Source organism: Serratia sp. CY82433 (genome assembly GCF_052166535.1).
In the GTDB taxonomy this organism is placed as follows: domain Bacteria; phylum Pseudomonadota; class Gammaproteobacteria; order Enterobacterales; family Enterobacteriaceae; genus Serratia; species Serratia sarumanii.
The window spans coordinates 281,795-306,775 of sequence record NZ_JBJNOR010000003.1; the positions used below are offsets into that span (position 1 = coordinate 281,795).

22 protein-coding genes are annotated in these 24,981 nt (G+C 62.1%); 15 read left to right on the forward strand and 7 right to left on the reverse strand.

Annotated features, from left to right (window positions below):
* The first annotated feature begins 272 nt into the window (after positions 1 to 272).
* Positions 273 to 1,055, forward strand: a complete 783-nt coding sequence (gene ygiD / locus ACJ8PI_RS17645; RefSeq protein WP_033654819.1) for a 4,5-DOPA dioxygenase extradiol — start codon at positions 273 to 275, stop codon at positions 1,053 to 1,055.
* 47 nt (positions 1,056 to 1,102) lie between these two features.
* Here ygiD and ACJ8PI_RS17650 read toward each other — a convergent pair whose 3' ends face one another.
* Positions 1,103 to 2,263, reverse strand: coding sequence for a glutathionylspermidine synthase family protein (locus ACJ8PI_RS17650; RefSeq protein ID WP_033649062.1), 1,161 nt, complete (start codon positions 2,261 to 2,263; stop codon positions 1,103 to 1,105).
* A 3-nt stretch (positions 2,264 to 2,266) separates the two neighbouring features.
* Positions 2,267 to 2,929 carry a DUF1190 family protein gene (locus ACJ8PI_RS17655; protein ID WP_164097514.1) on the reverse strand — a complete coding sequence of 221 codons (663 nt, stop codon included), beginning with the start codon at positions 2,927 to 2,929 and terminating at the stop codon, positions 2,267 to 2,269.
* A gap of 353 nt (positions 2,930 to 3,282) precedes the next feature.
* On the opposite strand from ACJ8PI_RS17655, the gene ACJ8PI_RS17660 reads away from it, so the two are divergent.
* From ACJ8PI_RS17660 to dhaM, 4 genes are read left to right on the forward strand one after another with little or no spacing between them, the layout of a single operon-like run.
* A complete protein-coding gene (locus ACJ8PI_RS17660; RefSeq protein WP_039569331.1) occupies positions 3,283 to 4,383 on the forward strand; it encodes a glycerol dehydrogenase in 1,101 nt (366 codons plus the stop codon).
* A 51-nt stretch (positions 4,384 to 4,434) separates the two neighbouring features.
* Entirely contained in the window at positions 4,435 to 5,505 is a 1,071-nt protein-coding gene (gene dhaK, locus ACJ8PI_RS17665) for a dihydroxyacetone kinase subunit DhaK (protein WP_033649064.1), read from the forward strand.
* A gap of 9 nt (positions 5,506 to 5,514) precedes the next feature.
* Entirely contained in the window at positions 5,515 to 6,147 is a 633-nt protein-coding gene (gene dhaL / locus ACJ8PI_RS17670) for a dihydroxyacetone kinase subunit DhaL (protein WP_033636066.1), read from the forward strand.
* 11 nt (positions 6,148 to 6,158) lie between these two features.
* Positions 6,159 to 7,589 (forward strand): dihydroxyacetone kinase phosphoryl donor subunit DhaM, encoded by a 1,431-nt coding sequence (dhaM, locus tag ACJ8PI_RS17675; protein ID WP_049212938.1) that lies wholly within the window; start codon positions 6,159 to 6,161, stop codon positions 7,587 to 7,589.
* 4 nt (positions 7,590 to 7,593) lie between these two features.
* On the opposite strand, the gene dhaR is transcribed toward dhaM, so the two are convergent.
* Entirely contained in the window at positions 7,594 to 9,543 is a 1,950-nt protein-coding gene (dhaR, locus tag ACJ8PI_RS17680) for a dihydroxyacetone kinase operon transcriptional regulator DhaR (RefSeq protein WP_164097513.1), read from the reverse strand.
* Between the two features lie 150 nt (positions 9,544 to 9,693).
* Positions 9,694 to 11,211, reverse strand: coding sequence for a multidrug efflux transporter outer membrane subunit HasF (gene hasF / locus ACJ8PI_RS17685; RefSeq protein ID WP_033649067.1), 1,518 nt, complete (start codon positions 11,209 to 11,211; stop codon positions 9,694 to 9,696).
* Between the two features lie 347 nt (positions 11,212 to 11,558).
* On the opposite strand from hasF, the gene nudF reads away from it, so the two are divergent.
* The 6 genes from nudF (at position 11,559) to ACJ8PI_RS17715 (ending at position 16,995) form a co-directional block, all read left to right on the forward strand.
* Positions 11,559 to 12,191 carry an ADP-ribose diphosphatase gene (gene nudF / locus ACJ8PI_RS17690; RefSeq protein ID WP_033649068.1) on the forward strand — a complete coding sequence of 211 codons (633 nt, stop codon included), beginning with the start codon at positions 11,559 to 11,561 and terminating at the stop codon, positions 12,189 to 12,191.
* The gene (locus ACJ8PI_RS17695; RefSeq protein WP_004937244.1) at positions 12,191 to 12,616 is read left to right on the forward strand and encodes a DUF1249 family protein; all 426 of its coding nucleotides are present in this window, start codon (positions 12,191 to 12,193) and stop codon (positions 12,614 to 12,616) included. The genes nudF and ACJ8PI_RS17695 overlap by 1 nt, the downstream gene beginning before the upstream one ends.
* A gap of 27 nt (positions 12,617 to 12,643) precedes the next feature.
* Positions 12,644 to 13,471, forward strand: coding sequence for a 3',5'-cyclic-AMP phosphodiesterase (gene cpdA / locus ACJ8PI_RS17700; protein ID WP_079656808.1), 828 nt, complete (start codon positions 12,644 to 12,646; stop codon positions 13,469 to 13,471).
* Positions 13,471 to 14,055: an esterase YqiA gene (gene yqiA, locus ACJ8PI_RS17705; protein WP_025304306.1), complete on the forward strand. Its 585-nt coding sequence runs from the start codon at positions 13,471 to 13,473 to the stop codon at positions 14,053 to 14,055. The genes cpdA and yqiA overlap by 1 nt, the downstream gene beginning before the upstream one ends.
* A 46-nt stretch (positions 14,056 to 14,101) precedes the next feature.
* Positions 14,102 to 15,997: a DNA topoisomerase IV subunit B gene (gene parE / locus ACJ8PI_RS17710; protein WP_025304305.1), complete on the forward strand. Its 1,896-nt coding sequence runs from the start codon at positions 14,102 to 14,104 to the stop codon at positions 15,995 to 15,997.
* Positions 15,998 to 16,080: 83 nt separating this feature from the next.
* Entirely contained in the window at positions 16,081 to 16,995 is a 915-nt protein-coding gene (locus ACJ8PI_RS17715; protein ID WP_039569315.1) for a LysR substrate-binding domain-containing protein, read from the forward strand.
* A gap of 5 nt (positions 16,996 to 17,000) precedes the next feature.
* Here the strand turns inward: ACJ8PI_RS17715 and ACJ8PI_RS17720 are convergent, their stop codons facing one another.
* Positions 17,001 to 17,309, reverse strand: a complete 309-nt coding sequence (locus ACJ8PI_RS17720) for a putative quinol monooxygenase (RefSeq protein ID WP_033638602.1) — start codon at positions 17,307 to 17,309, stop codon at positions 17,001 to 17,003.
* A gap of 33 nt (positions 17,310 to 17,342) precedes the next feature.
* Entirely contained in the window at positions 17,343 to 17,924 is a 582-nt protein-coding gene (locus ACJ8PI_RS17725; protein ID WP_039569311.1) for an NAD(P)H-dependent oxidoreductase, read from the reverse strand.
* A gap of 315 nt (positions 17,925 to 18,239) precedes the next feature.
* On the opposite strand from ACJ8PI_RS17725, the gene parC reads away from it, so the two are divergent.
* The 3 genes from parC to ftsP all read left to right on the forward strand — a co-directional run bounded on the left by parC (position 18,240) and on the right by ftsP (position 23,042).
* Complete coding sequence (parC, locus tag ACJ8PI_RS17730; RefSeq protein WP_039569308.1) at positions 18,240 to 20,513, forward strand: DNA topoisomerase IV subunit A; 2,274 nt, start codon at positions 18,240 to 18,242, stop codon at positions 20,511 to 20,513.
* 246 nt (positions 20,514 to 20,759) lie between these two features.
* The gene (locus ACJ8PI_RS17735) at positions 20,760 to 21,494 is read left to right on the forward strand and encodes a 1-acylglycerol-3-phosphate O-acyltransferase (protein ID WP_033636057.1); all 735 of its coding nucleotides are present in this window, start codon (positions 20,760 to 20,762) and stop codon (positions 21,492 to 21,494) included.
* A gap of 132 nt (positions 21,495 to 21,626) precedes the next feature.
* Positions 21,627 to 23,042 (forward strand): cell division protein FtsP, encoded by a 1,416-nt coding sequence (ftsP, locus tag ACJ8PI_RS17740; protein ID WP_039569305.1) that lies wholly within the window; start codon positions 21,627 to 21,629, stop codon positions 23,040 to 23,042.
* A 17-nt stretch (positions 23,043 to 23,059) separates the two neighbouring features.
* Here the strand turns inward: ftsP and ACJ8PI_RS17745 are convergent, their stop codons facing one another.
* Positions 23,060 to 23,971 (reverse strand): LysR family transcriptional regulator, encoded by a 912-nt coding sequence (locus ACJ8PI_RS17745; protein ID WP_060453181.1) that lies wholly within the window; start codon positions 23,969 to 23,971, stop codon positions 23,060 to 23,062.
* 137 nt (positions 23,972 to 24,108) lie between these two features.
* Between ACJ8PI_RS17745 and xapA the strand changes: the two genes are divergently transcribed.
* Complete coding sequence (gene xapA / locus ACJ8PI_RS17750; RefSeq protein WP_041036721.1) at positions 24,109 to 24,930, forward strand: xanthosine phosphorylase; 822 nt, start codon at positions 24,109 to 24,111, stop codon at positions 24,928 to 24,930.
* The last annotated feature ends 51 nt before the right edge of the window (positions 24,931 to 24,981 follow it).

The following is a 24,981-nucleotide window of genomic DNA, read 5'->3' on the forward strand; positions in this document are numbered from 1 at the left end:
CTCCCGTCGGCAGAGGAGGAGTGTATAGATCGCGTTAACAAAAAATACATAAATTATTCACAAATTAGATCTGTGTGGCAGTAATGTCATGGCATTCACTGATATTATTAATCTATTGAAATATATTAAATTTTTATCTTTCTGTCTGCCGGCGCATTCCTCCGCTTTTAATTCAAATTTATTGAAGATCTTCATCACGGTTATCCGGCTGTGTTGGCGCGGCAAAGCGCGTAATGTAGCGGCATAGCACAATTTGAACTAAGGATCTCCCTATGAACACCTCTCGTATGCCGGCACTGTTTCTTGGCCACGGTAGCCCGATGAACGTGCTGGAAGACAACCGCTACACCCGGGCATGGCGTGCGTTGGGTGAGTCATTGCCGCGCCCGAAGGCGATCGTGGCGGTTTCCGCGCATTGGTATACCCGCGGCACCGCGGTCACCGCGATGGAAAAACCCAAAACCATTCACGACTTCGGCGGGTTCCCGCAGGCGCTGTTTGATACCCGTTATCCGGCGCCGGGCTCTCCCGCGCTGGCTGCGCAGCTGCAGCAAATGCTGGCGCCGGTGCCGGTGACGGCCGATCTCGGCGAGTGGGGGTTGGATCACGGCACCTGGGGCGTCTTGATCAAGATGTACCCCAATGCTGACATCCCGGTGGTGCAGCTCAGCGTCGACGGCACGCAGCCGGCGGCCTATCACTATGAGCTGGGGCGCAAACTGGCGGCGCTGCGCGATGAGGGCGTGATGATCGTCGCCAGCGGCAACGTGGTGCACAACCTGCGCATGGTGAAATGGCAGGGCGATACCAGCGCCTACCCGTGGGCGGAATCGTTCAATAACTTTGTCCGGGATAACCTGCGTTATCGGGGTGAAAACCATCCTCTGGTGGATTTCATGCGCCATGAGGGGGCGGCGCTGTCGAATCCGACGCCGGAACACTATCTGCCGTTGCTGTACGTGCTTGGCGGCTGGGATGGCAAAGAGGCCATCAGCGTGCCGATCGACGGTATCGAAATGGGAGCGCTGAGCATGCTGTCGGTGCAGGTGGGCTAAAGAAAAAACGCCAGTCAGAGACTGGCGTTTTGGTCTCGGCGGGGCTATCAGCCGAGGATGGTGTGCGGATAGAAGCGCGACAGATCCTGCGTGATCAGTTCGCGATCTTCGCGCAGGCCGATGCCGCAAGGTTGATCGTTCACCAGCCAACTGCCGATCAGCGTGTAGCTGTCTTCGAACTTCGGCAGCGGATGGAACTGCTGCACGATCATGCCTTCTTCACCGTACGGCCCATCGACGCGCGCCACTTCCTGACCGTTTTCGACGATCTGGATATTGGCGCCTTCGCGTGAGAACAGCGGCTTGGTGACGTAATGATCCATCGGCGGATGATCGTCTTGCGCGAAATAAGCCGGCAATAGATTCGGGTGGTTCGGGAACATTTCCCACAGCAGCGGCAGCAGCGCCTTGTTGGAGATGATGCTCTTCCAGGCCGGTTCCAGCCAGCGCACGCCGGCGTCTTCCAGCTTGGTGGAGAACATCTCGCGCAGCATGAATTCCCACGGGTAGAGCTTGAACAGGTTGCCAATCACCTGATCCTGCAGATCGGTAAACTGGCCTTTTTCGCCGAGGCCAATCTCTTCCATGAACAGGAACTCGGTCGGCAGACCGGCTTCCTGCGCGCAGTCCTGCAGATATTGCACCGTGCCGCGATCTTCTTCGCTGTCCTGGCAGCACGCCAGGTGCAACAGGCCGAAGCCGTGATGCGCTTTCAGTTCGGCGAAACGCTCGATCAGCTTCTCCTGCAGGCTGTTGTACTGATCCGATTCCGGATCCAACTTGCCGGCGTTGATCTGGTCTTCCAGCCACAGCCACTGGAAGAAGGCCGCCTCATACAGCGAGGTTGGCGTATCGGCGTTGTTCTCCAGCAGCTTCGGCGGGTTGACGCCGTCGTAGGCCAGATCGAGACGCGAATACAGCGACGGCTGATTGGTGCGCCACGAACTGCGCACGAACTCCCAGGTGTGTTTCGGGATGCAGAACTTGGCCATCAGCTCGTCGCTGCCGACCACTTTTTCCACCACCTGCAGACACATCTGGTGCAGCTCGGCGGTGGCGCTTTCGATCTCTTCAATCTGCGCCAGCGTGAACTGGTAATAGGCGTCTTCACACCAGTACGGCTCGCCGTACATGGTGTGGAAACGGAAACCGAACTCGGTTGCTTTTTCACGCCAGTCCGGGCGCTCGGTAATAGCAATACGTTTCATGCATCAACCGCCCATGCTGCGAGAGCCGGAGTTGGAGGTGGCGCTGCTGCGCTGCATGCTGGTCTGCTTGGCTACGGTCTCGCCGAAGCCGCCGCGGGTCACGGTGTTGGTGACCGCAGGCTTCGGCGCCATGGCGGTTTTCGGCACCGTCATGGTGCGGCCGCCGGCGGTGGCCGGGCCATAGCTCTTGCCGCTGGCGTCGACAAACTTGCCGTTCGCCGGGCTGGCGGCGTTCTTGGAGGTGAACAGCGGCTGCTGCGCGAAGCCGGAACCGCCCATCAGGCGGCCCATCATGTAGCCCGCCATCAGCGGCATCCAGAAGCTGCCGCTGCTTTGCGATTCCGCCGCCATGCCGGCCTGTGCCGGCGCCTGGGTGCACTGCGCTTCGCCGAACTCGGCGACGCAGTCTTCGCGGGTGGCGTATTTCGGCGCGGTTTTCGCCGCTTCTTGCAGGGCGTTGTTGTAGGAGGTGGTGCACTGCTCGCTCATCGAAGGATTGGCGCGCGAACAGTCATCGGCATTCTGATACAGGGAGACCGTTTCATCGCTCTTCTCGCAGCCGGCCAGCATAAAGACGGCGCTGATCGCCAAAGCCACGGGCGCGATACGGTAGCTGCGCCAGGATTTGCGGAACGTCTCTTGGTTGATGTTTTTTGTCCGTTTCATCGTTATCAATCCCATCATGCGGGCTGTTTTCGCCCTTTCCCAGTAGTGGCGCTAAGGATAGGGGAAACATGGTCAAAATTAAAGCTGAAACGCCCGCAGAATCGACTCTTTACGCAGTTATACGTTGGGGTGTGCGCCAGTTCGCTTTCGCGGCGAAAAAACGCGCGTTGGCGTTTCATCATGAAACGTTGTCGCTATGATGATGTTCCATAATGGAACAAAAATCGCGAGGCTCGCCAGGCGGGCGGCGGGCGCTCATAGTCGAAGCACAACAACAAGCCGGCGGCGAAGTCGGCGCGTCATCACCTGATATCTGAACGTTACCATCGCCAACTCCCTACAAGGATCCGGTTATGTTGAGAATCATCCAGTCACCAGGCAAATATATTCAGGGCGCCAATGCGCTGGCCGCCGTCGGCGAATACGCCAAATCCCTCGCCGATCACTATCTGGTGATCGCCGACGACTTCGTGATGCAGCTGGCGGGCGACACCCTGATGGGCAGCCTGCAGCAGCACGGCGTGAAACATCATGCGGCGCGCTTCAACGGCGAATGCTGCCGCAAGGAGATAGACCGGCTCGGCCATGAGCTGCAGGCTCACGGCTGCCGCGGGGTGATCGGCGTCGGCGGCGGCAAGACGCTCGACACCGCCAAGGCCGTGGCGCACTACCAACAGCTGCCGGTGGTGCTCATTCCCACCATCGCCTCCACCGATGCGCCGACCAGCGCGCTGTCGGTTCTCTACACCGAACAGGGCGAATTCGCCGAGTACCTGATTTACCCGCGCAACCCGGACATGGTGGTGATGGACAGCGCCATCATTGCCAAAGCGCCGGTGCGCCTGCTGGTGGCCGGCATGGGCGACGCACTTTCCACCTATTTCGAGGCGCAGGCCTGCTTCGACGCCCAGGCCACCAGCATGGCCGGCGGCAAATCGACGCTGGCGGCGCTCAGCCTGGCGCGGCTGTGCTACGACACGCTGCTGGCGGAAGGGGTGAAAGCCAAACTGGCGGTCGAGGCCGGCGTGGTGACGGAAGCGGTGGAACGCATCATTGAGGCCAATACCTATCTGAGCGGCATCGGCTTCGAGAGCAGCGGGCTGGCGGCGGCGCACGCCATTCACAACGGTTTTACCGTGCTCGAAGAGTGCCACCACCTGTATCACGGCGAGAAAGTGGCGTTCGGCACTCTGGCGCAGCTGGTGCTGCAGAACAGCCCGATGGCGCAGATTGAAACCGTGCTGGCGTTTTGTCATGGCATCGGCCTGCCGATCTCGCTGGCGCAGATGGGCGTCACCGGCGATGCGGCGGCGAAGATGATGGCGGTGGCCGAAGCCAGCTGCGCCGCCGGCGAAACCATTCACAACATGCCGTTCAAGGTTACTCCCGCGGGCGTGCAGGCGGCGATCCTGACGGCGGATCGGCTGGGCGCCGCCTGGCTGCAGCGTCATTGATATCGTTGGGGCGCGGTGCGCCGCGCCCCTGTTCTTACAGAGGAAACCATCGTGAAAAAACTGATTAATCAGGTCGAGTCGGTGTTGGAAGAGCAGTTGCAGGGGCTGGCGGAGGCCCATCCCGAGCTGCTGGTGCACGCGGATCCGCTGTTCGTGACCCGCGCCGACGCGCCGGTGGCGGGCAAGGTGGCGATCCTGTCCGGCGGCGGCAGCGGCCACGAGCCGATGCACTGCGGTTTCGTCGGCGAAGGGATGCTCGACGGCGCCTGCCCGGGCGAGATTTTCACCTCGCCGACGCCGGATAAAATGTACGAGTGCGGTCAGGCGATCGACGGCGGCGCCGGGGTGCTGCTGCTGATCAAGAACTACACCGGCGACGTGCTCAACTTCGAAACCGCCACCGAGCTGCTGCACGACAGCGGTGTCGCGGTGGCGACGGTGCTGGTGGATGACGACGTGGCGGTCAAAGACAGCCTGTTTACCGCCGGGCGGCGCGGGGTGGCCAACACCGTGCTGATGGAGAAACTGCTGGGCGCCGCCGCGGCGCGCGGCGACGATCTGGACAGCGTGGTGACGTTAGGGCATCGCATCAACAACCACGGGCACTCAATCGGCATCGCGCTGGGCGCTTGTACCGTGCCAGCCGCCGGCAAACCGTCGTTCACCCTGGCGGAGAACGAAATGGAGTTCGGCGTCGGCATTCACGGCGAGCCGGGCATTGCGCGCCGCCCGTTCACCACGCTGAACGCGGCGGTGGACGACATGTTCCATACGCTGATCGACCACGGCCACTATCAGCGCACGATCCGCGTCTGGGATCGTCAGCAGGGCGAGTGGCGCGACGAAATGCAGACCAAGCAGCCGCTGACGCGCGGCGATCGGGCGATCGCGCTGGTCAACAACCTGGGCGCCACGCCGCTGTCTGAGCTGTACGGCGTATACCATCGGCTGGCGGAGCGCTGCGCCGAGGCGGGCATCATCATTGAGCGCAATCTGGTGGGCTCTTACTGCACTTCGCTCGATATGCAGGGCGTGTCCATCACGCTGTTGAACGTGGACGACGAGCTGTTGTCCTTGTGGGATGCGCCGGTGAAAACGCCTGCGCTGCGTTGGGGTTGCTGAGGAGGAATCATGGCGTTGACCAAACAACAGGTTGTCGATTGGCTGATGCGTTGCGGCGAGGTGTTCAGCCGGGAGCGCGATTTTCTGACCCGGCTCGACACCGAGATCGGCGATGCCGACCACGGTTTGAACATGAATCGCGGTTTCAACAAGGTGGTGGAAAAGCTGCCGTCGGTGGCGGACAAAGATATCGGCTTCATCCTGAAAAACACCGGCATGACGCTGCTGTCGAGCGTGGGCGGCGCCAGCGGCCCGCTGTTCGGCACCTTCTTCATCCGCGCGGCGCAGGCGGCGAACGCCAAGCAAAGCCTGGATCTGGCGGAGCTGCATCAAATGATGCAAGAGGGGGTTGAAGGCGTGGTGATGCGCGGTAAGGCGGAGCCGGGCGACAAGACCATGTGCGACGTCTGGTGGCCGGTAGTGGAAAGCCTCGGGCAGTCCGCGCAGCAGAACCTGAGCGTGGCGGAGGCGTTGCAGCGCGCCGCCGACAGCGCCGAGCGGGCGGTGGAGAGCACCATTACCATGCAGGCGCGCAAGGGGCGGGCCAGTTACCTGGGCGAGCGCAGCATCGGCCACCAGGATCCCGGTGCCACTTCGGTGATGTTGATGATGAAAACGCTGGCCGAGGTCGCCGGCAGCTAGCAGGAGGCGAGATGATTAATATCGTGGTGGTTTCGCACAGCGCGTTGTTGGCGCGCGGCGTTGAGCAACTGGCGCGGCAGATGATGCGCGGCGACGGCTGCAAACTGGCGCTGGCGGCGGGCGTGGATGACGAGCAGCACCCGATCGGCACGGACGCCGTCAAAGTGATGGAGGCGATCGAAGCGGTCGCCGACGGCGACGGCGTTCTGGTGCTGATGGATCTGGGCAGCGCGCTGCTCAGCGCCGAAACCGCGCTCGATCTGCTGGATCCGGACGTGGCTGTCAAAGTGCGGCTGTGTGCGGCGCCGCTGGTCGAAGGCACGCTGGCGGCGGTGGTGGCCGCCAACTCCGGTGCCTCGCTGGAGCAGGTGGTGGCGGAGGCGCAGGGCGCGCTGCAGGCCAAACAGGCGCAGCTGGGCGAAGGCTCGCCGGCCGCGAAAAGCGCGGCTTTGCCGCTGGCGCAGGGCAAAAGCGCAACCTGGACGGTGCAGAACCCGCACGGGCTGCACGCGCGCCCGGCGGCGCGGCTGGTCGAGACGCTGGCGCCGTTCAAGGCCGAGCTGGTGCTGGAAAAGCAGGGGCAGTGCGTCGACCCGCGCAGCCTCAATCAGCTGGCGCTGCTGCAGGTGCGCCACGGCGATACTATTCGCCTGATCGCCGACGGCGCGCAGGCGGACGAGGCGCTGGCGGCGTTCAACGCGCTGGCGGAACAGCATTTCGGCGAGACGGTCTCCGAGCGGCAGCAGCCTTCGCTGCACGGTATCCCGGTGGCGGAAAGCGTCACCAGCGGGCCGGTGTTCCAGGCCCACAGCTTCTGGCCGCCAACCGCCGATCGACGGATTGGCGCGGACGAGGTGTTGGGCGAACAGCAACGCCTGCGTGAGGCGCTGCAGCACACCCTGAGCGATCTGAACCGGCTGGCGGAACGCACCGGCACGCTGATCGGCAAGCCGCAGGCGGCGATCTTCGGCGCCCACAGCATGCTGCTGGACGATCCGGATCTGCAGCAGGCGGCGTACACCCGCATCGCGCAGCAGTTGTGCAACGCCGAGCAGGCCTGGCGACAGGTGCTGGAGGCGATCGCCGAAGAGTACCGCGAGCTGGATGACGACTATATGCGGGCGCGCGAACTGGACGTGCGCGACATGCTGCGCCGCACGCTGTGCCATCTGCAGGGGCTGCCGTTACCGACGATTGCGCTGGCAGAGCCGTCGATACTGGTGATGGACGAACTGATGCCTTCGGAGGTGGTGATGCTCGACAGGCGGCTGGTGCTCGGCATCTGCCTGAGCGGCGGCAATGCCCTGTCGCACAGCGCCATTCTGGCGAAGGCGATGGGCATGCCGATGGTGGTCGGCATGCAGGATTGCCTGAGCAAAACCCGCAGCGGGCAGAAGGCGATGCTGGACGCCGCGCGCGGGGTGTTGCAGCTCAGCCACTAGGCGTTCAGGCGCGCAGCTTGAACTGGCGGATGTCGATCCCGTGCTGTTTGATCTTCCGCCACAGGGTGGTGCGGCCGATGCCCAACAGCTGCGCCATTTCCGTCAGCTGGCCGCGGCTGACGGTCGCCGCGCGCAGGATCGCCTGGCGCTCCATGTCCGTCAGCGTCAGCAGCGGCGCGCCGGGCTGCGGATCGCTTTCCAGCAGCGACGGCTGGCCGAGCAGGTGCGCCGGCAGGTCCGCCAGCTGGATGTGGTGGCCGTGGCAGATCATCGCCGCGCGCTCCACCACCCCTTTCAGTTCCAAATCGTTGCCCGGCCACAGGTAGAGCGCCAGCTGGGCCATCACTTCGTCATCCACCCGAAAGCGACACTGAAAATGCTGCTCCAGCGCGCGCAGATGGTGTTTGACCAGCAGCGGAATATCGCTCAGCCGCTGGCGCAGCGGCGGGATCTGGATCTCGAAGGCTTGCAGGCTGTAAAACAGCTGGCGGCGGAAGCGGTTTTGCTGCACCAGCAGCGGCAGATCGGCGGCGCTGCCGGCGATGACTCGGACATCGACCGGGATCACCCGGCTGGAATTGAGGCGGATCACCACGCCGGTTTTCAGCACCTGCAGCAACGCCGACTGCATCTCCGCCGGCAGGTATTCGATCTGTTCGAGGTACAGCGTGCCGCCGTTGGCCAATTCGAATTTACTCAGCTGGCCCGCCTCTTCTTCGTTGGCGTCGCTGCCCAGCAGTTCACGCAGCCCCTGCGCCTGCGGCAGCAGCTGGCAGTTGAGGGCGATATACGGCCCGGCGGCGCGTTCGCCGGCGTTGTGGATAGCCTGGCTGAGCTGCTCTTTGCCAATCCCTTCCTCCCCGCGCAGCAGGATAGGATGCTGGCCTTTGGCCGCCTGCTGCCCGTAACGGATCAGCCGCCGCATCTCCAGCGAGGCGGAGGGCATTTGCTCGAAGCTGTGGCTGACGCGCCCCAACTGGCTGCTGACATACTGGCGCAGCCGCTCGAGCGGGTGCAGCAGGGCGATGAAACTACAGCGATCGCCGTCGAAAATCGGCTTTAGCGTCAGCAGGGCGGCGATAAACTGCCGCTGGCTTTCGAAGGTGACTTCGACGTGTTGCAGCGGCTGCCGGTCGGCGATAGCGCGCTTGAGCAGGGCGGGCAGCGTCAGCAGCTGCGCCAGCGGTTTGCCCTGGCTCTGCTGCTCGTCCAGCTTCAGCAGGGCGGCGGCGCGCTGGTTGATGTATTGCAGATAGCCGCGGTGATCCCAAGCCATCACGCCGTCGTCCACGCCGTCCAGCAGGCCGTAAAGCTGATTCAGATGGCGGTTGGATTCCGCCAGCAGGCCGTCGGCGTTCAGCGAGTTGCCGATTTCGCGGGCGATGGCCAGCGTCAGCGACAGATCGCCGGCGGCGCAGTCGGCCAACAGACAGCCCAGCGCGATCGAACCGCGCTGGCGGCCGCTGTTGTCGTAGACCGGCGTAGCGCAGAACGACCAGCCGTGCAGCGCCCGGCGCACGTGCTCCCCGCCGCTTACCCGCACCGGGTGGCCTTCCGTTGCCGCCAGCGCCGGGGCGTTGGTGCCGATCTGCCCTTCGGCCCAGTAAGCGCCGGGGGCGAACCCCAGTTGCTGTAAATGTTCCCAGGTTTGGGCGTCGCCGCAGCGCCACAGCATGCAGCCGCTCTCGTCGAGGATCATCAACAGACAACGACGTGGCTCCATGTACTCGCAGGCGTCTTCCAGCGCCGCCTGGCCGAGCGTCAGCAGATCGTTCTTGCGGCGGCAAATCGATTCGAAGGTGGCGCCCTGAGCGCGGTGCGGTGCTTGCCAGACGTCGGGCTGCATCAGGCTGCGGCAGCGCAGCCAGGAGGCGTAAACCGCCTGTGCCGGGCGCAGCGGCGGCGGCAGTTCGCCGTCGTTAATCAGCCGCTGCCAGCGTGAATCGTTGTCCATCGAACCTCATCCAGACTGCGAAAACGAGAGTGACGATGATACCACCTGACGTGGCGGCGGCTGTGAGACGGCGGGCAGAAGTGGTGAAACCGAGGCAAAAAAAACGGGGCGCGGCGCAGGCCGAACCCCGTGTTTATCAATGTGCGCGCATCAGTTGCGGAATGGGTTGCCGCTGTTGCGAGCCGGTTGGCTGGTGGTAACGGCCGGCGCGGATGCGCGAGTGGCCGCCGGTACCGGCGCCGCGGTTTGCTGCATCGGCGCATTGTCCTGATAGCCGTCTGCATAGGCGTCCTGCGCGCGATTCTGCGGCGCCACGGCGTCAGGTGCGGTCGACACCGGTTTGCCCAACGCGCCGTTCAACAGCAGCAAATCGTTCTGGTTCAGCGTGCCGAGCGCCGACTTGATGTTCAGCTGGTTGATCAGATAGGTATAACGCGCGTCGGACAGCTGACGTTTGGCGTTGTACAGCGTGGTGGTGGCGTCCAGCACGTCGACGATGGTGCGGGTACCGACCTGATAACCGGCTTCCATCGCGTCCAGGGAGCTTTGCGCGGAGATCACCGCCTGTTTGTAGGCGTTGATGCTGCTGATCGAGGCGTTAACGTTGTTGAACGACGAACGCACGGTCTGCACCACGCTGCGGTGTGAGCTTTCCAACTGCTCGCTGGCGCCGACGAAGCCGTACTGCGCTTGCTTGACCTGCGAGTTGGTCGCGCCGCCGCTGTACAGCGGCAGGTTGAAGCTGATGCCGACCTTATTTTGGCCCGCATCGGAGTCGCTGTAGCGTGCGGCATTCGCGCCGCCGGTGTTGGAGCCGTTGTATTTGGTATTGCTGATGCCGGTTGATGCGCTGACGTCAATCGTCGGCATATAGCCGGTTTGGGCTGCGCGGATTTGCTCGCGCGCCAGGTCCTGGCTCAGACGGGCGGACAGCAGGCTCAGGTTGCGCGCTTCCGCTTCTTTCAGCAGGTTGTTCACCGCTTCCGGGCGCTGGGTACTGAAGCGATCGGTATTCAACGAGGCCAGCTCCGGGTAGAAGGCCCCGGTCACCTGGCGCAGCGTTTCCAGCGCGTTATCCAGATCGTTGCGGGCGGAGACTTCCGCCGCTAGCACGGTGTCATAGTTCGAGCGGGCGTTCTGCACGTCGGTGATCGCCACCAGGCCCACGTTGAAGCGCTGGGTGGTTTGATCCAGCGTGCGGTATACCGCATCTTTCTGCGCCTGGGTATAGGACAGCGTGTCGATCGCCTTCAGCACATTGAAGTAGGCGGTGGCGGTGTTGAGAATCAGCTGCTGCTCAGCGGTCTGGAAGGTGACGTCGGAGATGCCGGCGGTCTTTTCCTGCAGCGTCAGCTGGCGCCATTTCGACATGTCGAAAATAGTTTGCGTCAGCGCCAACGAACCGCTGGTCACGTTGCTGTTAACGCCATTGCTGTCACGATAACCGTTGGTGTAATCGTAACCTGCGGTCAAACCGAGCTGCGGCAGCAACGGGCTGCGCGCTTCATTGATCTTTTCGAATGCGGCGTCGCGGTCAGCAGCACTTTTGCGCAGATCCGGGTTACTTTCCCTGGCCTGTTTGTAGACCTGCAGCAGGTTCTCTGCCTGGCTCATTGCACTGAAGCCGCCCAGGCTCAGTCCGATAAGAAGGGGGAGCAGTTTCTTCATTTGCATTCCTTGTTGTGCAGCAATATTGCTATGTTAGCGCTGACGATAGACGAAATAGTTGCCGATTCTAGCAGAGTCTGGGGTACGCATCAGGTGGCTGAATGTGCCATCTCACGTAACTTTTACCTTTCAGACCGCCCATTTACCTTGGCGTACTGCCCGGGTCGACTGCAGCTGATATTATGGCTGACAATCCGGATTGTTTCCCGCTATTACCTGCGAGCGCACAAACGTGCCGCATCCGGCGGCGGAAAACAGCCTAACATAAAGCCGCGGCGGAGAGTCCCGCTGTTTCTGTCATCAAAACCGATTATTTTATCGGCATACTCAAGCAGGAGAATTCGCGCATGAACCGTTCGCAGCCGTCGCCCGTTACTTTCGAGAAAAAAGATGTAGAAATTATTGCACGCGAGACGCTGTACCGTGGTTTTTTTTCACTCAATTTATACCGGTTTCGCCATCGGTTGTTCAATGGCGAAATGAGCCCTGAAATCACGCGTGAAATTTTTGAACGCGGCCATGCGGCGGTGCTGCTGCCCTACGATCCGGTGCGCGACGAGGTTGTGCTGATTGAACAACTGCGCATCGCCGCGGTTGATACCAGCCATTCGCCCTGGCTGCTGGAAATGGTGGCGGGTATGATCGAGACCGGCGAAAGCGTCGAGGACGTGTGCCGCCGCGAAGCGCAGGAGGAGGCCGGCGTGGTGGTCGGGCGCTGCAAGCCGGTGCTGAGCTACCTGGCCAGCCCAGGCGGCACCAGCGAACGTCTGTCGATCATGGTCGGCGAGGTGGACGCCGGTACCGCCGAGGGCATCCACGGCCTGGCGGAAGAACATGAAGATATCCGCGTCCACGTGGTCAGCCGTGAGCAGGCTTACCGCTGGGTTGAGGAGGGCGCGATCGATAACGCCGCATCAGTGATTGCATTGCAATGGCTGGCGTTGCACCATGAATCGTTGAGAAAAGAGTGGGCCAACTAATGAAACAGCGCTATACCCCTGATTTCCCCGAAATGATGAGATTGTGCGAAACCAACTTCGCGCAATTGCGCCGCTTGCTGCCGCGCAACGACGAAGCGGGCGAAACGGTGACTTATCAGGTGAACGGCGCCGGCTATCGTTTGACCATCGTTGAGTCCACGCGTTACACGTCGCTGGTGGAGATCGAGCAGATCTTTCCGGCGGTCAGCTACTGGAGCCTGCCCGCGATGACGGTGCGGCTGTACCATGACGCCATGGTTGCGGAAGTGTGTTCCAGTCAGCAGATCTATCGCTTTAAAGCGCGTTATGATTATCCTAATAAAAAGTTGCATCAACGCGACGAAAAGCATCAAATTAACCAGTTTCTTGCTGATTGGCTGCGCTACTGTTTGGCGCATGGAGCGATGGCGGTTCCGGTTTGTTAGACAGACTGAAATAACAAAGGACACCATTTGGAAAGCCTGTTTAAACTGCCCGTGGCGAGTGGGACCGCGGTCAGGATTCTACAAATAACAGATACCCACCTTTTTGCCGGCGAACACGAGACGTTGCTCGGCATCAATACCTATCGCAGCTATCACGCGGTGCTGGACGCCATCCAGGCGCAGCGCCGCGACGTCGATTTGATCGTCGCCACGGGAGATTTGGCGCAGGATCATTCGCAAGAGGCCTACCGCCACTTCGCCGCCGGCATCGCGCAATTGCCGGCTCCCTGCGTGTGGCTGCCGGGCAACCATGATTTTCAACCGGCGATGGTCGATGCATTGGCCGCCGCCGGCATCGCGCCTTCCAAACAGGTGCTGCTGGGCGACAGCTGGCAGGTGCTGATGCTGGACAGCCAGGTGTTCGGCGTGCCGCACGGCGAATTGAGCGAATACCAGCTCGAGTGGATGGAGCGCTGCCTGCAGGCTCACCCCGAGCGCTATACGCTGTTGCTGCTGCACCATCATCCGCTGCCTTCCGGCTGCACCTGGCTCGATCAGCACAGCCTGCGCAACCCGCATATGCTGGGCGCGATCCTGCTGCGTTATCCGAAAGTGAATACCGTGGTGTGCGGGCACATTCACCAGGATCTGGATCTGGAATGGCAGGGCCGACGCCTGTTGGCGACGCCGTCCACCTGCGTGCAATTCAAGCCGCACTGCACGAACTTCACCATTGACGACGTCTCCCCCGGCTGGCGCTACCTCGATCTGCTGCCGGACGGCCGCGTCGAGACGCAGGTGTTCCGCCTGGAAAACGACGATTTCCGCCCCGATATGGACTCGGATGGATACTGATGCCTTCGACACTGCTCTACCTGCACGGTTTCAACAGTTCGCCGCAGTCGGCCAAGGCGGTGGCCTTCAAGGCCTGGCTGGCCGAGCACCATCCCGATATCGAAATGCTGGTGCCGCAACTGCCGGCCTTTCCGGCGGAGGCCGCCGAGATGCTGGAGAATATGGTGCTGGAGCGCGCCGGCCAAACGCTCGGGCTGGTCGGTTCATCGCTGGGCGGCTATTACGCCACCTGGCTGTCGCAGTGTTTTTCACTGCCGGCGGTGGTGGTCAACCCGGCGGTCAAGCCGTTTGAGCTGCTGGTCGACTATCTCGGCGCCAACGAGAACCCCTACACCGGCCAGCAATATGTGTTAGAGTCTCGGCACGTTTACGATCTGAAAGTGATGCAGATCGATCCCTTGGAGTCGCCGGATTTAATCTGGCTGCTGCAGCAAACGGGCGATGAAATTCTCGATTACGGCCAGGCAGTGGCGTATTACACCGCGTGTCGGCAAACGGTGGAGTCGGGTGGAAACCACGCCTTCGTCGGTTTCGAGCACTACTTCCCCCAGATTGTGGATTTTTTAGGGCTAAACGCGGTCTGACGGACCGTTCCGGCACCTCCCTTTAACCACGAAAAAATAATCAACGATGACTCAATCCAGCTATAACGCTGATGCCATTGAAGTACTCAGCGGTCTAGAACCAGTGCGCCGTCGTCCCGGCATGTATACCGACACGACGCGCCCAAACCACCTCGGCCAAGAGGTGATCGATAACAGCGTCGACGAAGCGTTGGCCGGTCACGCCAAGCGCATCGACGTGATTTTGCACGCCGATCAGTCGCTGGAAGTGATCGACGACGGCCGCGGCATGCCGGTGGACATCCACCCGGAAGAGGGCGTGCCGGCGGTTGAGTTGATCCTGTGCCGGCTGCACGCCGGCGGTAAATTCTCGAATAAAAACTACCAGTTCTCCGGCGGCCTGCACGGCGTGGGGATCTCGGTGGTCAACGCCCTGTCGAAGCGGGTGGAAGTCAACGTGCGCCGCGACGGCAACGTCTACGGCATCGCCTTCGAAAACGGCGACAAGGTGCAAGATCTGACGGTGACCGGCACCTGCGGCAAACGCAACACCGGCACCAGCGTGCACTTCTGGCCGGATGAGCAGTTCTTCGACAGCCCGCGCTTCTCGGTGTCGCGTCTGACTCACCTGCTGAAAGCCAAAGCGGTGCTGTGCCCCGGCGTCGAGATCTATTTCATCGACAAGGTGAACAACACCGAACAGCGCTGGTGCTATCAGGACGGCCTCACCGACTACCTGATGGAAGCGGTCAACGGCCTGATTACCCTGCCGGAAGCGCCGTTCGTCGGCAATTTCGCCGGGGACACCGAAGCGGTGGACTGGGCGCTGCTGTGGCTACCGGAAGGCGGCGAGCTGCTGACCGAAAGCTACGTCAACCTGATCCCGACCATGCAGGGCGGCACCCACGTCAACGGCCTGCGTCAAGGGCTGCTGGACGCGATGCGCGAGTTCTGCGAATTCCGCAACATTCTGCCGCGCGGCGTGAAGCTGTCGGCGGAGGATATCTGGGATCGCTGTGCCTACGTGCTGTCGGTGAAGATGCAGGATCCGCAGTTCGCCGGGCAGACCAAAGAGCGTCTCTCCTCGCGCCAGTGCGCGGCCTTCGTTTCCGGCGTGGTGAAAGACGCCTTCAGCCTGTGGCTGAACCAGAACGTTCAGGCGGCGGAACAGCTGGCCGAGCTGGCGATCTCCAGCGCCCAGCGCCGCCTGCGCGCCGCCAAGAAAGTGGTGCGCAAAAAGCTGACCAGCGGGCCGGCGCTGCCGGGCAAGCTGGCGGACTGCACCTCGCAGGATCTGGCCATGACCGAACTGTTCCTGGTGGAAGGGGACTCGGCGGGCGGATCGGCCAAGCAGGCGCGCGATCGTGAATATCAGGCGATCATGCCGCTCAAGGGCAAGATCCTGAACACCTGGGAAGTCTCCTCGGACGAAGTGCTGGCCTCGCAGGAAGTGCACGACATTTCCGTGGCGATCGGCATCGATCCGGACAGCGAAGATCTCAGCCAACTGCGCTACGGTAAAATCTGCATCCTGGCGGATGCGGACTCCGACGGCCTGCATATCGCCACGCTGCTGTGCGCGCTGTTCGTGCGCCACTTCCGTTCGCTGGTGAAAGGCGGCCACGTCTATGTCGCCATGCCGCCGCTGTACCGTATCGATCTCGGTAAAGAGGTGTTCTACGCGCTGGATGAAGAAGAGAAAGCCGGCGTGCTGGAACAGCTGAAGCGCAAGAAGGGCAAGCCGAACGTACAGCGCTTTAAAGGGCTGGGCGAGATGAACCCGCTGCAGCTGCGCGAAACCACCCTCGATCCGAACACCCGCCGTCTGGTGCAACTGACGGTGGCAGAGGATGACGTCGATCAGACGCTGGCGGTGATGGACATGCTGTTGGCCAAGAAGCGTTCGGAAGATCGCCGCAACTGGCTGCAAGACAAGGGCGACATGGCCGAATTGGCGGTCTGAGCCTGACCCTGGCCCGGTGAAACGCCGGGCCTGCTTTCCCGCAGGGCGTTGCATGCGGCGCCCGTCAACCTGGGGCGAACCGCGTGAAGATCACCCTCGAAGAGCTGCTGGCGTTCACTGCGGTGGTCGACAGCGGTTCGGTCACCGCCGCCGCCGATCGGCTCGGCCAAACCACCTCCGGCGTCAGCCGCGCACTCAGCCGCCTGGAAACGAAACTCGACGCTACGCTCTTGCGCCGCACTACGCGTCGCCTGAGCCTGACCGAAGAAGGGCAGAGCTTCCTGGCGCCTGCGCGCGAAATACTGCGTTCGGTGGATCAGGCCGAAGAACTGATGGCGCTGCGGCGCCAGCTGCCCGCCGGTCGGCTGCGGGTCAACGCCGCCGCCCCTTTCATGGCGCACGTGCTGGTGCCGATGGTGGCGGAGTTCCGCCGTCGTTATCCGCAGATTGAGCTGGAGCTGGACACCGACGATCGCAATATCGACCTGTTGGAGAAACGCGCCGATATCGCGATCCGCATCGGCGCGCTGCGTGACTCCACGCTCCATGCGCGCCTGCTGGGGCACAGCCGGTTGCGCATCCTCGCCAGTCCGGATTACCTGCAACGGCATGGCGAACCGCGCGGCGTGGAAGATCTGCACCGCCATTGCCTGTTGGGATTCACCTACCCGGAATCGCTGAACCAGTGGCCGCTGCGTTACCGGCAGGCGCGGTATTTCGCCATCGAACCGACGATCTCGGCCTCCAGCGGGGAGACGCTGCGTGAGTTGGCGTTGCGCGGGGCGGGCATTGTCCAACTGGCGGACTTCATGACCCGCCGCGATCGGGAAGCGGGCCGGCTGGTACCGCTGCTGGTGCGGGAGACGCTGGACGTGCGCCAGCCGATCAACGCGGTGTATTACCACGACGCCCAGCTGGCGGCGCGCCTCACCTGTTTTCTCGACTACGTCAGCGCCCGCCTTGAGGGAGAGCCGCCAGAGGCCGCAGAGGGCCTCTGAAGGGATTACAGCGCGTTTTCCAGCACGTAGATCTCGGTGCCCAGCACGTAGTCCTTGATGGTTTCGCGGTGCTTGAGCATATGGTCGATCTGCAGGTGTTTTTCCAGATGCGCCTGGCTTTGCCATTTTTCCAGCATAAACACCGAATCCGGCGACAGTTTCTGCCAGGGAGCCTGCGTGTGGCTGTCTACCATCGGCGTGTATTCGCCGCAGCCTTCTTCCGCCAGCACCAGCGGCACCAGTTTTTCAATGGCTTGTAACACGGTGGCGCGGTGGCCGGGTTTGACTTTGATTTCTGCGATTACGGTGATCATCATTACCTCGTTGGTTAAGCCCTTCGCTGCCAGTTAAGCAAAAATTCCCGCCAGATGCTCGCGATAACGTGCGATGTCCGTTTCGATATCCGGTTGTTTTATCACGTCATTGCAGATAAAGGTCGGCAAGGCTTCCATCCCCAGGAACTGGTTGGCCTTGTGGAAGTGCAGGTAAACGCCGTCGACGCCGACGCCGTGGAAGAACTGGTTCGGATCGGTGAAGGCTTCGAGCGGGGCGTTCCAGGTCAGGCTCAGCAGGTATTTTTTGCCCTGAATCAGGCCGCCGGAGCCGTACTTCTTGGCGGCGTCGGAGCGGGTGCGGCCATCGCTGGCGTACAGGCTGCCGTGGCCGGCGGTGAACACTTCGTCGATGTATTTTTTCAGGATCCACGGCTCGCCCATCCACCAACCCGGCATCTGATAGATGACCGCATCGGCCCACAGGTATTTCTGCACTTCGGCTTCGATGTCATAGCCGTCGTCGACCACCGTGACCTGCACCTCGTGCTGCAGATCGCGCAGGAAGCTTTCCGCCACGTCGCTCAGGGTTTGGTTGAGTTCGCCGTTGGAATGGCCGAATTGCTTTTTAGCGTTGATAATCAGGATATTGCTCATCTTTTGCGTCTCCCGTCAGAGTTAAGATAGATGCCGTTTTCCGCTGCGGTGCGCAAAAACAGCTTGCTGAACGAGAGTGTAATCGCTGGCCAGGCAAGTAAAAACGTGACGACAGACACAACAGTATTGATTCTTAATCAACAATCGCGATGGAATTTTGCCTAAACGTCCCGGCGGCAGCGCCTTCGGCCGGCGATCCTTGCGCCAACTGTGACAGCCACCCCGCAGATGGGTTACTATCGCGGGCAGAATCGACAAGCGATGCCTTATTGTCGTCCAGGGATTGCCAAGCCACGGTCTGAGGATAATTGAGTAATGAGTGATCTGACTCATGATGGTGTAGAGCGTTTACCGCTGCACACATTCACTGAAAACGCCTATCTGAACTATTCCATGTACGTCATCATGGATCGGGCGTTGCCGTACATTGGCGACGGTTTGAAGCCGGTACAACGCCGCATCATCTACGCCATGTCTGAGCTGGGGCTGAACAACAGCGCCAAATTCAAGAAATCCGCCCGCACCGTGGGCGACGTGCTGGGTAAATACCACCCGCACGGCGACAGCGCGTGTTATGAAGCCATGGTGTTGATGGCGCAGCCGTTCTCGTACCGCTATCCGCTGGTGGACGGCCAGGGTAACTGGGGGGCGCCGGACGATCCCAAGTCGTTTGCGGCGATGCGTTATACCGAATCGCGCCTGTCCAAATACGCCGAAGTGCTGCTGGCCGAGCTGGGGCAAGGCACCGTCGACTGGATCCCGAACTTTGACGGCACGCTGCAAGAGCCGAAGATGTTGCCGGCGCGCCTGCCGAACATCCTGCTGAACGGCACCACCGGTATCGCCGTCGGCATGGCGACCGACATTCCGCCGCACAACGTGCGCGAAGTCGCCGCCGCGGCGGTGGCGCTGCTCGACAAGCCGGGCGCCTCGCTCGACGATCTGCTCGAATTCGTGCAGGGGCCGGACTTCCCGACCGAAGCCGAGATCATCACCCCGCGCGATGAAATCCGCAAAATTTACCAGAGCGGCCGCGGCTCGGTGCGCATGCGCGCCGTGTGGAAGAAAGAAGACGGCAGCGCGGTGATCACCGCCTTGCCGCACCAGGTGTCCGGCGCCAAGGTGCTGGAGCAGATCGCCAGCCAGATGCGCGCCAAGAAACTGCCGATGGTCGAAGATCTGCGCGATGAGTCCGACCACGAAAACCCGACGCGTCTGGTGATCGTGCCACGCTCCAACCGTATCGATCTGGAACAGGTGATGAACCACCTGTTCGCCACCACCGATCTGGAACGCAGCTACCGCATCAACATGAACATGATCGGTCTGGATAACCGCCCGCAGGTCAAAGGGCTGGTGGAGATCCTCACCGAATGGCTGGCCTACCGTCGCGACACGGTGCGCCGCCGCCTGAACTACCGCCTCGAGAAAGTGCTGAAACGCCTGCATATCCTCGAAGGTTTGCTGGTGGCGTTCCTCAATATCGACGAGGTGATCCACATCATCCGCAGCGAAGATGAGCCGAAGCCGGTGCTGATGCAGCGTTTCGGCATCTCCGATACCCAGGCGGAAGCGATCCTCGAGCTGAAACTGCGTCACCTGGCCAAGCTGGAAGAGGTCAAGATCCGCGGTGAGCAGGATGAGTTGGCGAAAGAGCGCGATCAGCTGCAGGCGCTGCTGGCGTCCGAACGCAAGCTGAACACGCTGATCAAGAAAGAGATCCAGGCCGATGCGCAGACCTACGGCGACGATCGCCGTTCGCCGCTGACCGAGCGTGCGGAAGCCAAGGCGATGAGCGAGCACGACTTCGTGCCGTCTGAGCCGGTGACCATCGTGCTGTCTGAAATGGGCTGGGTGCGCAGCGCCAAGGGCCACGACATCGATCCGGCCGGCCTGAGCTACAAGGCCGGCGACAGCTTCCGCGGCGCGGCGCGCGGCAAGAGCAACCAGCCGGTGGTATTCATCGACTCCACCGGGCGCAGCTATGCGCTCGATCCGATGACGCTGCCTTCGGCGCGCGGGCAGGGCGAGCCGCTGACCGGCAAGCTGACGCCGCCGCCGGGCGCCACTATTGAGCAGGTGCTGATGGCGGCCGACGATCAGAAGCTGCTGATGGCGTCCGATGCCGGTTACGGCTTCGTTTGCACCTTCAACGATTTGGTGGCGCGCAACCGCGCCGGCAAGGTGATGATCACGCTGCCGGACAACGCCAGGGCGCTGCCGCCGATGGAAATCCACGGCGCAGACGACATGCTGCTGTCGATCACCGCCGCCGGGCGCATGCTGATGTTCCCGGTCGCCGATCTGCCGCAGCTGTCGAAGGGCAAAGGCAACAAGATCGTCTCCATTCCGGCAGCCCAGGCGGCGGCCGGTGACGACAAGCTGGCCTGGCTGTTCGTGCTGCCGCCGCAGGCGTCCGTCACGCTGCACGTCGGCAAACGCAAGCTGACGCTGCGGCCGGAGGATTTGCAGAAATTCCGCGCCGAGCGCGGGCGCAAGGGCACTCAGCTGCCGCGCGGCCTGCAGCGCATCGATCGCGTCGAAGTGGATGCGCCGATGCGGGCGTCGGGCGGCGACAGCGAAGAGTAAGCGTTGGCGCCAGCGTTAACGGGCGGTCGCAGCATGCTGTGGCCGCCTTATTTATTTTTACTGGCGTTTATTTTCCAAATAGTTAACATTTCTGCGCATAAAATTATTGTGCGTATTGCCGGCTGGCGGGAAAATAGCGAGAAAGGCAGGCGACATCGGCGTGCTTATCGCCTGGCCGGCAAATAATGAGTAAAGGAATCTGCGCAGCGAAGTAAACTGCGTTGGCAGTGTGCTAATGAGGTTGTTATGTTATTGATTTTGCGTGCCGTTCTCGCCACTCTTTTCTGTATTCTGGTGTGTATTTTCGGTTCTGTTTATTGCTTGTTCAGCCCGCGCAATCCCCGCCACGTGGCGACCTTCGGCCACCTTTTCGGCCGCCTGTCGACGCTGTTCGGCATCAAGGTTGAAACCCGCGTGCCGGCCGATGCGGCCAACAACGGCAACTGCATCTATATCGCCAACCACCAAAATAACTACGACATGGTGACGGCCGCCAATATCGTGCAGCCGCGCACCGTGACCGTTGGCAAAAAAAGTCTGGTGTGGATCCCGTTTTTCGGCCCGCTGTATTGGCTGACCGGTAATCTGCTGATAGATCGTGATAATCGCGCCAAGGCGCACGGCACCATCGCCCAGGTGGCGGAGCAGTTCAAAAAGAAAGACATTTCGATCTGGATGTTCCCGGAAGGGACCCGCAGCCGCGGTCGCGGGCTGATGCCGTTTAAAACCGGCGCGTTCCACGCGGCCATCGCCGCCGGCGTGCCGATTGTGCCGATCTGCGTATCGACCACCAGCGGTAATATAAATCTTAATCGCTGGAATAACGGTCACGTGATCGTCGAGATGTTGGCGCCGGTGGATACCAGCAAATACGGCAAAGAAAACGTGCGCGAGCTGGCGGCGCATTGCCGCGAGCTGATGGAGGCGAAAATCGCCCAATTGGACGCCGAAGTCGCCCAGCGCAACGCCGCCAAAAAATAAGAGTCTACCGGCTTCAAAGAATACGTTTTTAATTGGCGTTCAGCGCCGTTAACGCCTGAGCGCCTGCTAATCTTGATTGGCGGGCGTTTGGGTTTTGCACACGGTTTAGTTATTGCTTTTCATGGAGAAAATATGTCACTCAGTCGACGTCAGTTTATACAGGCATCGGGCCTGGCGCTGTGCGCGAGCGCCGTGCCGCTGAGGGCAGAGGCGAGCGGAACGCAGACCCCATTACCCATCCCCCCACTGCTGGAGTCTCGCCGCGGTCAACCGCTGTTCCTGACCCTGCAGCGCGCCCACTGGGCGTTTATGGATAACCGCAAGGCGGCGGTGTGGGGCATCAACGGCATGTATTTGGGGCCGACGGTGCGGGTTTACAGCGGTGACGACGTCAAACTGATCTACAGCAACCGCCTGCAGGAGCCGGTGGCGATGACCGTTAGCGGTCTGCAGGTGCCGGGCACGCTGATGGGCGGCGCGCCGCGCATGATGTCGCCCAACGTCGACTGGTCGCCGGTGCTGCCTATTCGTCAGGCGGCGGCCACCTGTTGGTACCACGCCAATACGCCGAACCGTATGGCGCCGCACGTTTACAACGGGCTGGCCGGGCTGTGGCTGGTGGAGGATGCCGTCAGCAAAGCGCTGCCGCTGCCCAACCACTACGGCGTCGACGATTTCCCGCTGATCATTCAGGACAAGCGCTTCGATAACTTCGGCACGCCGCAATACGATGCGCCGTCGCAGGGCGGTTTCGTCGGCGATACGCTGTTGGTCAACGGCGTGCAAAATCCGTATGTCGAGGTGTCGCGCGGCTGGGTGCGTTTGCGCCTGCTCAACGCCTCCAACGCGCGCCGCTATACCCTGCAGCTCAGCGACGGGCGCCCATTCAACGTGATCGCCAGCGATCAGGGCTTCCTGCCCGCGCCGGTCGCGGTGCAGCAGCTGTCGCTGGCGCCGGGCGAACGCCGGGAAGTGCTGATCGACATGTCGAAGGGCGAGGAGGTGACCATCACCGCCGGTGAAGCGGCGGGCATCATGGATCGCCTGCGCGGCCTGTTCGAGCCGTCGAGCATTCTGGTGTCCACCCAGGTGCTGACGCTGCGCCCGACCGGCCTGCTGCCGCTGGTGACCGACAACCTGCCGATGCGCCTGCTGGCGGATCAGCTGTTGGACGGCAGCGCCAGCCGCACCCGCGATTTCCGCCTGGGCGACGGCGGCGTCGGCATCAACGGCGCGATTTGGGACATGAACCGCATCGACGTGCAGGCGCAGCAAGGCACCTGGGAACGCTGGAACATTCATGCGGATACGCCGCAGTCGTTCCATATTCAGGGCGTGCAGTTCCTGATCAAACGCGTCAACGGCGCGCAGCCGATGGCGGAAGATCGCGGCTGGAAGGACACCGTCTGGGTCGATGGCGACGTCGAGCTGCTGGTGTATTTCAACCAACCTACCTCCGAACACTTCCCGTTCCTGTATTACAGCCAGACGCTGGAGATGGCCGATCGCGGCACCGCCGGCCAGCTGATGGTGCAGCCGACGATGTAATCTGCGCTGCGGGCCGCTTACGGCGCCCGCAGCATCTCCAGAAAGGCCTCTACGACCGGCGTGACGCTGTCGGCGCGGTAAACCGCGTACAGATCCGCCGGCGGCGCCTGCTGCAGCGAGCAAAAGCGGACGCCGGGCCACGGGATGCGGCCGTAGCTGTCCGGCAGCAGCGTAATGCCGCAGCCCTCCGCCACCAGCGCCAGCAGGGTTTGCGGTTCGTTGACCTGATAAGCGACGTCCGGCAAAAATCCCTGCTGCAGGCACAGATTGTGCAGATACAGCCCCAGGCTGGCCTCGTGCGGCGGCAGCACGATGAAACTGTCGTTCTGCAGCGCCGCCAACGGGATGCTTTCCTGCTGCGCCAGCGGATGATCGAGCGGCAGCACCACGGCGATGCTCTCGCTCGCCAAGCGTTGGCAGGTCAACCCCGGCAGCGTCTGCTGCTGCGCCTCTCGCCAGACCCCGATATCGATATGCCGCTTTTGCAGCGCGGCGATTTGCTGGCTGGGCGTCAGCTCGTTCAACGACCAGGTGACGCCGGCGTTTTGCTCGCTGAACCGCCGCAGCGCCGCGATCAGGCCGCCCCAGGCCGAGGTGCCGACCATGCCGACCACCATGTGGCCGCCTTCGCCGCGCCCCATCTGTTGCACCTGATGCAGCGCGCTGTCGGCCTGATCCAGCAGCCGCTCGACGTTGCGCAGCAGCGTGCGGCCGGCCGGTGTCAGCGTCATGGAGCGGGTGGTGCGTTTGAACAGCACCACGCCGAGCTGGCTTTCCAGCTCCTTGATGTGCTTGCTGAGCGGCGGCTGTGACATATTCAGCCGCCGCGCCGCCTGGGTGAAGTTCATCTCTTCCGCCACTACGCGGAAATAGTGCAGCAGGCGGAAGTTAATCCGGCCGGGATCGGGCAGGGTATGGGGCTGATTCATCCGGGGTATCGCCTCCTTGTGACGCAGCTCAACTTATAGGTAAATGGAATAAATCGGCCGCTAAGAATGTATTGGTCTCGGCCGCGCCTCGCTCTCTACTATGGGGATTATTATCCCCCGCTGAAAGAGAGAATACGATGTTTAATCAAGAAGATGCTTTTACCTGCGCCGATGTCGTCCGCGCACGCCTGCCGGGTTTCCAGCCGAAAGCGGCCTTGATTCTCGGCTCTGGACTCGGCGCCCTGGCGGAGGTGATGACCGAAACCGTCACCATCGACTACGCGGAGCTGCCGGGCTTCCCGGTGAGCGGCGTCGCCGGCCATGCCGGGCAGCTGGTCGCCGGCAAGCTGGAAGGCGTGCCGGTATTGTGCATGAAAGGGCGCGGTCATTTCTATGAAGGGCGCGGCATGCAGGTGATGACCACCGCGGTGCGCACCTTCAAACTGCTGGGCTGTGAATTCCTGCTGGCGACCAACGCCGCCGGTTCGCTGCGCCGCTCGGTGGCGCCGGGCAGCCTGGTGGCCATCACCGATCACATCAACTTCATGCCGGAATCGCCGCTGGTCGGCGCCAACGACGAGCGCTTCGGGCCGCGCTTCTTCAGCCTGGCGAACGCCTACGATCGCGATCTGCGCGCCCGGCTGGCGGCGGTGGCCGAAAGCGCGGGCATTCCGCTGGCGGAAGGGGTGTTCGCCGCCTACACCGGGCCGAATTTCGAAACGCCGGCGGAGATCCGCATGATGCAGACCCTGGGCTGCGACGTGGTGGGCATGTCGATCGTGCCGGAAGTCCTGACGGCGCGCCACTGCGGCCTCAAGGTGCTGGTGGTGTCCGCGATGACCAACTACGCCGAAGGGCTGTCGGATACGCCGCTCTCCCATGAACAAACGCTCAGCTGCGCGGCGCTGGCGGCGGACGATTTCATGCGCCTGATCCGCGAGCTGTTCAAAACGCTGTAACACCGCAGGCAAACCGGCGGCGGGCTGCAGGGGGCCCGCCGCACCAATCAT

Coding starts and splice junctions, on each gene's coding strand:
- dhaR (WP_164097513.1), bottom strand. CDS start 9,543: ATGGACAACGATTCACGCTGGCAGCGGCTGATTAACGACGGCGAACTG.
- hasF (WP_033649067.1), bottom strand. CDS start 11,211: ATGAAGAAACTGCTCCCCCTTCTTATCGGACTGAGCCTGGGCGGCTTC.
- nudF (WP_033649068.1), top strand. CDS start 11,559: ATGAACCGTTCGCAGCCGTCGCCCGTTACTTTCGAGAAAAAAGATGTA.
- dhaL (WP_033636066.1), top strand. CDS start 5,515: ATGGCGTTGACCAAACAACAGGTTGTCGATTGGCTGATGCGTTGCGGC.
- xapA (WP_041036721.1), top strand. CDS start 24,109: ATGTTTAATCAAGAAGATGCTTTTACCTGCGCCGATGTCGTCCGCGCA.
- ftsP (WP_039569305.1), top strand. CDS start 21,627: ATGTCACTCAGTCGACGTCAGTTTATACAGGCATCGGGCCTGGCGCTG.
- ACJ8PI_RS17650 (WP_033649062.1), bottom strand. CDS start 2,263: ATGAAACGTATTGCTATTACCGAGCGCCCGGACTGGCGTGAAAAAGCA.
- ACJ8PI_RS17720 (WP_033638602.1), bottom strand. CDS start 17,309: ATGATCACCGTAATCGCAGAAATCAAAGTCAAACCCGGCCACCGCGCC.
- ACJ8PI_RS17735 (WP_033636057.1), top strand. CDS start 20,760: ATGTTATTGATTTTGCGTGCCGTTCTCGCCACTCTTTTCTGTATTCTG.
- parC (WP_039569308.1), top strand. CDS start 18,240: ATGAGTGATCTGACTCATGATGGTGTAGAGCGTTTACCGCTGCACACA.
- dhaM (WP_049212938.1), top strand. CDS start 6,159: ATGATTAATATCGTGGTGGTTTCGCACAGCGCGTTGTTGGCGCGCGGC.
- ACJ8PI_RS17745 (WP_060453181.1), bottom strand. CDS start 23,971: ATGAATCAGCCCCATACCCTGCCCGATCCCGGCCGGATTAACTTCCGC.
- parE (WP_025304305.1), top strand. CDS start 14,102: ATGACTCAATCCAGCTATAACGCTGATGCCATTGAAGTACTCAGCGGT.
- ACJ8PI_RS17655 (WP_164097514.1), bottom strand. CDS start 2,929: ATGAAACGGACAAAAAACATCAACCAAGAGACGTTCCGCAAATCCTGG.
- ACJ8PI_RS17725 (WP_039569311.1), bottom strand. CDS start 17,924: ATGAGCAATATCCTGATTATCAACGCTAAAAAGCAATTCGGCCATTCC.
- ACJ8PI_RS17695 (WP_004937244.1), top strand. CDS start 12,191: ATGAAACAGCGCTATACCCCTGATTTCCCCGAAATGATGAGATTGTGC.
- ACJ8PI_RS17660 (WP_039569331.1), top strand. CDS start 3,283: ATGTTGAGAATCATCCAGTCACCAGGCAAATATATTCAGGGCGCCAAT.
- ygiD (WP_033654819.1), top strand. CDS start 273: ATGAACACCTCTCGTATGCCGGCACTGTTTCTTGGCCACGGTAGCCCG.
- yqiA (WP_025304306.1), top strand. CDS start 13,471: ATGCCTTCGACACTGCTCTACCTGCACGGTTTCAACAGTTCGCCGCAG.